Here is a 9,503-nt window from a genome sequence, read left to right as displayed (position 1 = left end):
GTGTGGCATTCGCCATGCGAGAGTAGGACACTGCCAGGCACCCAATACAAGAAACCCCGCTCACTCGAGCGGGGTTTTTTATTGCCTGAAATTCACGTTATCCATCCATATCTGGTTGATTTACCACCACGATTGTATCGTTATACAACCTGATCAGCACAGGGCAGCTCCATGTTGACTATCCCGTCTTCCAGCTGAATATCGATCTTGAAACCGAGCCGTTTGGCCAGATTGATCATGCCGCGATTGCTGGGCATGGTCATGCCAGAGAGCTGGCCTATGCCACGCTCTCTGGCATAGCGCACGATCTTTTCCATCATCAACTTGCCGAGTCCGAGGCCTTTCAAGTCTGAGCGGACCAGGATGGCAAACTCCGCATCCGATTGATCCGGGCTGGCAATGGCTCGCACCACTCCCAGGATCTGCTGGCTGAAAGGGCCGTCCTGACCCACGGCGACGAAGGCCATTTCCCGGTCATAATCGATCTGGGTCATGCGGGCCAGCTCCTCATGCCCCAGCTCCCCCACGTCGGCGAAGAAGCGTTTGTACCTGTCTTCATCAGACACCTGCCGCACGAACTGCTTGTGGGCCGGCTCGTCTTCGGGGCGAATGGGGCGCAGCAGCACATGACTCTGATCTTTCAGCCAGGCACCCTCTTCCAGCTCGGTGGGATAGGGGCGAATGGCCAGTGGCAGCACTTGTTGCCCTCGCTCTGCCAAGACGAGCCGGGCATCCAGGATCACCATCTCTTCGCCACAGGCCTGCAGCGGGTGCAGATCCAGTTCTTGTATCTCGGGGAAGGCCAGCAGCAGCTCGGAGAGCTGGCACAGCACCTGGCCGAGGGCGTCGATATCGAGCCGTACCGGACTGGCCTGCTCGCGGATCTTGCCATCCTTGAGGGCACCAATGATCTGGTAGCGAGCCAGTGCCTGGTTGAGGGGAGGAAGGGCCGCGACCATGTCGCGGGGCTCGGCGCCGGATTCCCCGAGCAGGATGACGGGGCCGAAGACAGGATCCTGCTGCAAGCGGATCCGTAGCTCCAGACCCCCGCTGCGGCGTGCCATGCGTTGTACCAGAAGCCCTTCTATGCGGGCGCCAGGATCGTGCTGACGTACCCTGTCCAGAATGGCATCCGCCGCCTGGGCGACTTCTGCCGAGGTGCGTAGGTTCAGCATGACACCGTGTACATCGGATTTGTGGGCGATGTCGGGAGATCGCAGCTTCACCACTACGGGGTAGCCAATCTGTTCTGCAGTCAGTGCGGCCTCGATGGCATCGGAAACGATCCAGGTCGCGAGGGTGGATAGCCCGGCTGCCTGCAATATTGGATGGGCCAGGTGGGTGTCCAGCACCCGCTGCTGGCGGTCCAGCGCTTGCCCAAGGAGCTGCTGGCAGCGCTCGACATCGAGCCTGTCGCCCTGCAGGGAGGCCGGTGTTTCCATCAACTGTTTCTGGTTGCGGCGATATTCCACCATGTGCATGAAGGCCGTGACGGCGCTTTCCGGGGTGCGATAGGTCGGGATGCCCGCCTCGTTGAACAGGCGTCTCCCCTCTTGGGCGGAGTATTCGCCTGCCCAGTTGGTCAGTATGTTGAATCGTCTGGCCCTGGGATGCTGCTTGATGAAGTCGATCAGGTTGCTGGCGAGGGTGACACCTCGGGCGGTGAGGGACGGTGCATGGATCAGCAGGATGGCATCGGCACTGTCCCCTTGGAGCAGCGTCTCGAGTGCACTCTTGTAGGCCTCGATATCTGCATCGCTGCCGATGTCGAGGGGTGGCATCGCCAGCTTGCCTCCCCGAGACAGCAGTACGTCTGCGGCCATGTTGGCGAGGCCGCGCCCGTTGGAGAGGATGGCGAGCCGCTCCCCCTTGAGGGTCAGGGAGTGGCTCAGGGTCTCGACAGTGGCAAACAGTTCGTGGGTATCCCGGACGCGCAGCATGCCAGCCCGGCGGATGGCGGCATCATAGACATTGTCGAGACCGTTGGCCGGGTCGTGCCGACCGCTCTTGAGGATCAGGATGGGTTTGTTACGCGAGGCGGCACGGGCGGCGGACAGAAAGTGCCTGGCATCGTGCAGCTTGTCCATGTAGATCAGGATGGCGCGGGTCGTCCCGTCCCGGGAGAGCTGATCCAGCAGTTGGCCAAAGTCGATGTCGCAATGATCGCCCAGGGAGATGAAGGCCGAGAAGCCGATTTCGCGCTGCTTGGCCCAATCCAGGATGGTGGTGCTGACCGCTGCCGACTGGGAGAGAAACGCCACCTGTCCCGGAGTCGCTGCAATGGGGGAAAAGCTGGCGTTGATACCCTGCCCGGGGAGCAGCATGCCCATGCTGTTGGGGCCGAGCAGCCGGATGCCGTATTGCTGGCACAGATGCTTGAGCCGCAGGCGCTCGTCAGTGGAGAACTGGGCGGCCAGTATGATGGCGGCTCCGGTTCCTTTCTTGCCGAGCTCCTCGATGAGCGGCAGTACCCGTTCGCGCCGGGTACAGACGATGGCGAGATCGGGGGAGAGGGGAAGGCTCTCTATGTCCGGATAGGCGAGCACGCCAGCGATGGCCTGGCTGCGGGGGGCTACGGGTAGTATAGGGCCCTGGAACTGACCCGCCAGCAGGTGCCGGATGACCACATGGCCTGCCTTCTGCGGATCACTGGAGGCGCCGATGACGGCGATCGAGTGAGGTTTGAAGAGCCGATCCAGGCCGCTTTGTTTCATGGGCACTCCTCGTGGTGGCCCCCGGGGCAAGGGGGACGGATGGTGCCAGTCTAATACGCTTTGCGTGCGGGTTCTGTGACCGATTGCGGATCACGATCTGGCCAGTGCGCTGGCGCGCAGATAAAAGCGCAGCTCCCCCTGAATGCATTGCACCGTGGCGAGGTGCCTGTCCTGGAGATAGATCTCCTGCTCCCGATCGAGTTCATGGCGCTGGACCCCGAGGCTTTGCAGATATTCTGCGAACAGGATGGCACTGCGGATTTCGACAAGATGCTGGCTCACGCTGTATTCCTTGATGGTGGCTGGATGGTGCCGGCCAGTGTCCCCTCTTCTCCCCCACTTTCATACTGATACATTTGACACTCACTGTGGCTCCGACGCCTGCCGGATCAGCGAAGGCCTCCCTGGCCGCGTGCGGTGTCCCAGAAGGCGCGGATCAGCGGCTCTTCCAGCCGCTTCTTGAGCACGGCGATGCCGACGTCGAACGCTTTGAGCGCCGGTTTGGGCTCGACCACACGCACCTTGTCCCCCATGGGGCTGTGATCGATGACGGCGGCAGGCACGACACCCACACCGAAGCCGAGGGCCACCATGGCGACGATGCCCTCGTTGCCCGCCACTTCTGCATAGATGTTGGGAGCTATCCCCTTGTTGCGAAACCATTGATCACAGCGCTTTCGGGCCAGCCCCTGTTCGGAGAGGATCAGCGGCAGGCGCTCCCAGTCAGGTTCGCCCTGGGGGAACCACTGACCCTGCTGGGGGGCATTGCGGGGGGCGATGAACACCAGAGGGACTTGTTGCAGGCTGGCGAATTCCAGCTTGGACGAGAGCGCATCCGGCCTCGCTGCGATGGCGAGATCGGCTTCGTCAGCCAGGATCTTGTCCACTGCCAGTGCCGGGTCGCCGGTCTCCAGCTTGATCTCCAGCTGGGGATAACGGCGACGAAAGCGTTCCAGTACCTCGGGCAGCAGAAAGTAGCTGGCAGTGACCGAGCAGAACACCCGTAGCCGCCCTTGCAGCGGCTCGTCGCTGCGCTTGAGCTCCTGTTTGAGTTGGCGCCACTCCTGCAGCAAGGCACCGCCAAACTCCCGCAGCTTGTCACCAGCAGGGGTGAGCCGCACCGAGCGGTTGTCCCGCTCGAACAGCACGCAGCCGGTCTCCTGTTCCAGTCGCTGGATGGCGCGGCTCAGGGTGGAGGGGCTGACCGCCATGGCATCGGCGCTTTTGCCGAAGTGGAGGGAGTCGGCGAGGTGTAGAAACAGTTCGAGATTGCGAAGGTCCATCTTTTTATTCCTGCGGCGTTGTCAGGCGCCCTGTAGCACGATGGCTCGGCGGCGGGAGATTGCGGGAAATAACATTTCAATTCCTGCAACGTACTGTTTCGAATATATCAGTTCAGGCAATAAGTGTCCCGCGCTATAGTGGTTTCGACAACGCCGCTATCCGGCATGGAATCAATCGAACGGAGCAATCACCATGGCTAACTATTTCAACACCTTGAACCTGCGTCAGCAGTTGGCCCAACTGGGCAAGTGTCGTTTCATGCAGCGCGAAGAGTTCGCGGACGGCTGCAACGTGCTGAAGGGCAAGAAGGTGGTGATTGTGGGCTGTGGCGCCCAGGGCCTGAACCAGGGTCTGAACATGCGCGACTCCGGGCTGGACATCTCCTACGCCCTGCGCAAGGCCGCCATCACCGAGAAGCGCGCCTCCTGGCAGAAGGCCACCGACAACGGCTTCGTGGTCGGCACCTATGAAGAGCTGATCCCGACCGCCGATCTGGTGCTGAACCTGACTCCGGACAAACAGCACTCCGACGTCGTCAAAACCGTGATGCCGCTGATGAAGCAGGGCGCTGCGCTGGGCTACTCCCACGGCTTCAACGTGGTGGAAGAGGGTCAGCAGATCCGTTCCGACATCACCGTCGTGATGGTTGCACCCAAATGCCCGGGCACCGAAGTGCGTGAAGAGTACAAGCGTGGTTTCGGCGTACCGACCCTGATCGCCGTCCACCCGGAGAACGATCCCCAGGGTGAAGGCATGGCCATCGCCAAGGCGTGGGCCTCTGCTACCGGTGGCGACCGTGCCGGCGTGCTGGAATCTTCCTTCGTCGCGGAAGTGAAATCCGACCTGATGGGCGAGCAGACCATTCTGTGCGGCATGCTGCAGGCCGGTTCCCTGCTCTGCTACGACAAGCTGGTTGCCGAGGGCACCGACCCGGCCTATGCCGGCAAGCTGATCCAGTTCGGCTGGGAGACCATCACCGAGGCCCTGAAGCAGGGCGGCATCAGTCTGATGATGGACCGTCTCTCCAACCCGGCCAAGCTGCGTGCCTTCGAGCTCTCCGAGCAACTGCGCACCCTGATGCGTCCGCTGTTCGAGAAGCACATGGATGACATCATCGCCGGCGAGTTCTCCCGCGGCATGATGGCTGACTGGGCCGAAGACGATGCCAAGCTGTTCGGCTGGCGCGAAGAGACTGGCAAGTCCGCCTTCGAGAATGCCCCTGCCTATGCTGGCAAGATCGCCGAGCAGGAGTACTTCGATAATGGCGTGGTCATGGTGGCCATGGTCAAGGCGGGTGTCGAGCTGGCGTTCGAAACCATGGTGGCCTCCGGCATCTATGAAGAGTCCGCCTACTACGAGTCTTTGCACGAGCTGCCGCTGATCGCCAACACCGTCGCCCGCAAGCGTCTGTACGAGATGAACGTGGTCATCTCCGATACCGCGGAGTACGGCAACTACCTGTTCGCCAACGCCGCCGTGCCGCTGCTGCGCGAGCACTTCATGCCGACCCTGCAAGTAGGGGACCTGGGCAGTGCCCGTGCCGAGAGCAAGGCGGTGGACAACTTGGCCCTGCTGGCTGCCAATGAAGCGACCCGCAACCACCCGATCGAGAAGATCGGCCAGACCCTGCGTGGTTACATGAAGGACATGAAGCGTATTGCCGTCGGCGGTTAAGCCTTCGCTGAGCGGCATCGGAAGGGGCGGGGATGACGATCCCCGTTACTGGCTGGCTTAGACACCCGGCCTGTCGTCCGGATGATGCAAACAGACCGATTGATAGCAATAAAAAAGCCCCGCTCATCGAGCGGGGCTTTTGCATTCTGGAGGGCGGGAGAATCAGGCCTTCCAGGCTTTCCAGGTGTTGATCAGGCCGTTGGTGGAGCCGTCGTGGCTGGTGACGGCCTCATCGGTGCCCAGCTCCGGCAGGATCTTGTTGGCCAGCTGTTTGCCCAGCTCCACACCCCACTGGTCGAAGGAGAAGATGTTCCAGATTGCGCCCTGTACGAAGATCTTGTGCTCGTACATGGCGATCAGGGAGCCGAGGGTTTTCGGGGTCAGCTGCTTGAACAGTATGCTGTTGGTCGGGCGGTTGCCTTCGAACACCTTGAACGGCACCAGATCCTTGACCTGCTCTAGCGTCTTGCCGGCGGCCAGGAACTCGGCCTCCACCGCTTCCTTGCTCTTGCCGAAGGCCAGGGCCTCGGTCTGGGCGAAGAAGTTGGCCAGGAGCTTCGGATGGTGGTCACCGATGGGGTTATGGCTGATGGCCGGCGCCAGGAAGTCGCAGGGGATCAGCTTGGTGCCCTGATGGATCAGCTGGTAGAAGGCGTGCTGGCCGTTGGTACCCGGCTCACCCCAGATGATGGGGCCGGTCTGGTAGTCCACCGGATTGCCGTCGCGGTCCACGTACTTGCCGTTGGACTCCATGTTGCCTTGCTGGAAGTAGGCAGGGAAGCGATGCATGTACTGATCGTACGGCAGGATGGCTTCGGACTCGGCACCATGGAAGTTGTTGTACCACAGGCCGATCAGGGCCAGCAGTACGGGCACGTTCTGTTCATAGGCGGCAGTGGCGAAGTGCATGTCCATCTCGAAGGCGCCTTGCAGCAGGGCCTCGAAGTGCTCGAAGCCGAGGGAGAGGGCGATGGGCATGCCGATGGCGGACCAGGAGGAGTAGCGGCCGCCGACCCAGTCCCAGAACTCGAACATGTTGTCGGTGTCGATGCCGAACTCGGCAACGGCCTTGCCGTTGGTCGACAGGGCGGCGAAGTGCTTGGCAACGTGGGCCTTGTCACCGGCATGACCGAGGAACCAGTCGCGGGCGGTCAGGGCGTTGGTCATGGTCTCCTGGGTGGTGAAGGTCTTTGAGGCCACCAGGAACAGGGTGGTTTCCGGATCGATCTTCTTGAGCGTCTCGGCGATGTGGGTGCCGTCGACGTTGGAGACGAAGTGCATCTCCAGGTGATTCTTGTAGGGGCGCAGGGCCTCGGTGATCATGACGGGGCCCAGATCGGAGCCACCAATGCCGATGTTGACCACGTGCTGGATGGCCTTGCCGGTATAGCCCTTCCACTCGCCACCGATGACCTTCTCGCAGAAGCCCTTCATCTTGGCCAGTACGGCGTTCACTTCCGGCATCACGTCCTTGCCGTCAACCTCGATGGGACGGTCGGAGCGGTTGCGCAGGGCGGTGTGCAGTACGGCGCGCCCTTCGGTCATGTTGATCTTGTCGCCGTTGAACATGGCGTCGATGGCGCTGCGCAGATCGGTCTCGCCAGCCAGGTTCACCAGCAGCTTGAGGGTCTCTTCGGTGATCAGGTTCTTGGAGTAGTCGACCAGGATGTCGCCACCGAAGGTGAGGGAGAACTTGTCAAAACGCTTGGGATCCTGTGCGAACAGATCCTTGAGACGCATCTCCTTGTTGGCTGCAAAATGGGCTTCCAGTGCCTGCCAGGCCTGGGTCCGGGTTGGATTGATATTTTTCATAGGATTATCAGTCTTCCAAGTTGTGTTTGAACCTTGCAGGCAAGGCTCCCGCCAAACCTTATTATGCGAGCATTATACCGGGCACTCCGTGCGCCCCGTGTAACAGAGCATTACCAATTGTCTGCAACGAGGGAGTGTACAACCAAAACAGTGCGATTATGAGTCACTCAGTACCCCGGGATCTTGCGTTCGCGCATGCTTGTTCGGGTTGAAAAGGCTTTCATTTCAAGGGGAGCGCGGCCGTGGCTCTGGAAAGCTGGCGTGACAGATAAAAGGGTATTCAACAGACGCTCATCGGACGATTTTTTGAGCAGGCGCAAATGGCGGGCAACAGACGCTGGCTACCATATTAGCCGAATGGACGAGATCTCCCAAGGATGGCCAAGGTATGGAATCAATGGTGTGGAATGAGGAGATCGAGATGAAAGCCCTGTTATCCCTGTTTGCCCTGAGCCTGATCGCCACCGGCCTCATCGGTTTGCTGACCCTGACGCTGGCCAATGCGGCGCCGACGCTGGAGATCCGCGTGCTGGCGGTGATCGGAGCCGTGCTGGGGGGCTATGTGCTGATGCAGCCCCTGCTCAACCGGGTTGCACGCCGGCTGGGGTGAGAACGCGGTGCTATCTGGTGCGCAAGACCGGCCTGTGGCCGGTTTTTTTCATGTCACCGCAAGGCCGAAACGACAGTGCCAGCCCGAAGGCTGGCACTGGAGAACGCACACCGAGGATCAATCCGCCGTCTTCTGCATGTGAACCACACGCTGGGGGAAGGGGATCTCGATGCCCTCGGCGTCGAAGGTGAGCTTCACCTTCTCGTGGAAGTCGAACCAGACACCCCAGTAATCACCGGTCTTGACCCAGGGGCGCACCACGATATTGACCGAGGAGTCGGCCAGCGCGGCGACGGCAATGGTGGCGGCCTGCTCCTTCAGGATGCGGGGCTCTTCGCTCACCAGCCGCTCCAGGATCTGTTTGGCCTTGCGGAGATCCGAGCCGTAGCCGATGCCGAAGGTCATGTCGACGCGGCGGGTATCCATGCGCGAGTAGTTGACGATGGTGCCATTGAGGATGGCGGAGTTCGGCACTACCACCATCTTGTTGTCACCCGAGGTGAGGGTGGTGGTGAAGAGCTGAACCGATTGCACAACGCCATTGGTGCCTGCCACCTCGATGAATTCCCCTGCCTTGATGGGGCGGAAGATGATGAGCAGGAAACCGGCGGCAAAGTTGGAGAGAGAGCCCTGCAGCGCCAGACCGATGGCCAGACCGGCGGCACCGATGATGGCTACGAAGGAGGCGGTCTGCACCCCGACCCGGCCCAGAGCGGCGATCACCACGAACACCAGAATGGTGTATTTGAGGATGCTGCCGACGAAGTGGGTGACGGTGGTGTCCAGCTTGCGGGTCTGCATCACCTTGACCACGCCACCGCTGAGAAGGTTGGCGGCAATGTAACCGACCAGCAGGGTGATCAGGGCGGCGGCGATGTTGACCGCATACTCGATGATCAGTCCCTGGTTGTTGGTCAGCCAGGTCTGTGCTTCGGTAATGATCTCGGGTTCCATAGGATGTCCTGTTGGTGTGAAGATTTATGGCAGATGAATCTAACACTTGAGCGCGACAAGCTGGGTCGCATCTGGTGCTTGTCTCTTCTTTTGTGCCACAAAAAGCAAGGGAGGCCAAGGCCTCCCGCTTTGTCACAACCCTGCTGGCGCAGGGACGCTCGGCATGTGCGCACTCAGCTTTGCAGCTGCTGGCTGCGGATGAACTGCCACTGATCTTCAAACCCGGCGGTGGGGTTGATTGTGAGCTCGGAGCAGACGTGCATTGGTTGATGCGGTCTGCTGGCTCAGCTTTGCAGCTGCTGGCTGCGGATAAACTGCCACTGATCTTCAAAGCCGGCAGTGGGTTTGATTGTGAACTCGGAGCGGACGTGCATTGGTTGATGCGGTCTGCTGGCTCAGCTTTGCAGCAGCTGGCTGCGGATAAACTGCCACTGATCTTCAAACCCGGCGGTGGG

General features: G+C 60.8%; 7 protein-coding genes and 1 pseudogene. 2 read left to right on the top strand and 6 right to left on the bottom strand.

Features of this window, described 5'->3' with window-relative positions:
* Window positions 1-140 precede the first annotated feature (140 nt).
* From AB5Y89_RS05940 to ilvY, 3 genes are all read right to left on the bottom strand, one after another.
* A complete protein-coding gene (locus AB5Y89_RS05940; protein WP_368223089.1) occupies window positions 141-2,714 on the bottom strand; it encodes a GNAT family N-acetyltransferase in 2,574 nt (857 codons plus the stop codon).
* Window positions 2,715-2,804: 90 nt separating this feature from the next.
* Window positions 2,805-2,996: a hypothetical protein gene (locus AB5Y89_RS05935; protein ID WP_010676124.1), complete on the bottom strand. Its 192-nt coding sequence runs from the start codon at window positions 2,994-2,996 to the stop codon at window positions 2,805-2,807.
* 107 nt (window positions 2,997-3,103) lie between these two features.
* Window positions 3,104-3,997, bottom strand: coding sequence for an HTH-type transcriptional activator IlvY (gene ilvY, locus AB5Y89_RS05930; protein WP_010676123.1), 894 nt, complete (start codon window positions 3,995-3,997; stop codon window positions 3,104-3,106).
* 193 nt (window positions 3,998-4,190) lie between these two features.
* Here ilvY and ilvC point away from each other — a divergent pair, with 193 nt between their 5' ends.
* The gene (gene ilvC / locus AB5Y89_RS05925; protein WP_323920079.1) at window positions 4,191-5,672 is read left to right on the top strand and encodes a ketol-acid reductoisomerase; all 1,482 of its coding nucleotides are present in this window, start codon (window positions 4,191-4,193) and stop codon (window positions 5,670-5,672) included.
* A 162-nt stretch (window positions 5,673-5,834) separates the two neighbouring features.
* Here the strand turns inward: ilvC and pgi are convergent, their stop codons facing one another.
* Window positions 5,835-7,484: a glucose-6-phosphate isomerase gene (pgi, locus tag AB5Y89_RS05920; RefSeq protein ID WP_039040994.1), complete on the bottom strand. Its 1,650-nt coding sequence runs from the start codon at window positions 7,482-7,484 to the stop codon at window positions 5,835-5,837.
* 421 nt (window positions 7,485-7,905) lie between these two features.
* On the opposite strand from pgi, the gene AB5Y89_RS05915 reads away from it, so the two are divergent.
* Complete coding sequence (locus AB5Y89_RS05915; protein WP_029314882.1) at window positions 7,906-8,094, top strand: hypothetical protein; 189 nt, start codon at window positions 7,906-7,908, stop codon at window positions 8,092-8,094.
* A gap of 117 nt (window positions 8,095-8,211) precedes the next feature.
* Here AB5Y89_RS05915 and AB5Y89_RS05910 read toward each other — a convergent pair whose 3' ends face one another.
* Together AB5Y89_RS05910 and AB5Y89_RS05905 are read right to left on the bottom strand one after the other, a co-directional pair.
* The gene (locus AB5Y89_RS05910; RefSeq protein WP_042864726.1) at window positions 8,212-9,048 is read right to left on the bottom strand and encodes a mechanosensitive ion channel domain-containing protein; all 837 of its coding nucleotides are present in this window, start codon (window positions 9,046-9,048) and stop codon (window positions 8,212-8,214) included.
* Window positions 9,049-9,332: 284 nt separating this feature from the next.
* Window positions 9,333-9,416 (bottom strand): annotated as a pseudogene (locus AB5Y89_RS05905) (nucleoid occlusion factor SlmA); the annotation flags it as partial.
* Window positions 9,417-9,503 lie beyond the last annotated feature (87 nt).

This window comes from Aeromonas sp. s4 (assembly GCF_040907855.1).
Classification (GTDB): domain Bacteria; phylum Pseudomonadota; class Gammaproteobacteria; order Enterobacterales; family Aeromonadaceae; genus Aeromonas; species Aeromonas caviae.
The sequence above is the reverse complement of the archived record's forward strand: the minus strand, read 5'-3'. Positions and strand labels throughout refer to the sequence as shown.

Coding starts and splice junctions, on each gene's coding strand:
- AB5Y89_RS05915 (WP_029314882.1), top strand. CDS start 7,906: ATGAAAGCCCTGTTATCCCTGTTTGCCCTGAGCCTGATCGCCACCGGC.
- ilvC (WP_323920079.1), top strand. CDS start 4,191: ATGGCTAACTATTTCAACACCTTGAACCTGCGTCAGCAGTTGGCCCAA.
- ilvY (WP_010676123.1), bottom strand. CDS start 3,997: ATGGACCTTCGCAATCTCGAACTGTTTCTACACCTCGCCGACTCCCTC.
- AB5Y89_RS05940 (WP_368223089.1), bottom strand. CDS start 2,714: ATGAAACAAAGCGGCCTGGATCGGCTCTTCAAACCTCACTCGATCGCC.
- pgi (WP_039040994.1), bottom strand. CDS start 7,484: ATGAAAAATATCAATCCAACCCGGACCCAGGCCTGGCAGGCACTGGAA.
- AB5Y89_RS05910 (WP_042864726.1), bottom strand. CDS start 9,048: ATGGAACCCGAGATCATTACCGAAGCACAGACCTGGCTGACCAACAAC.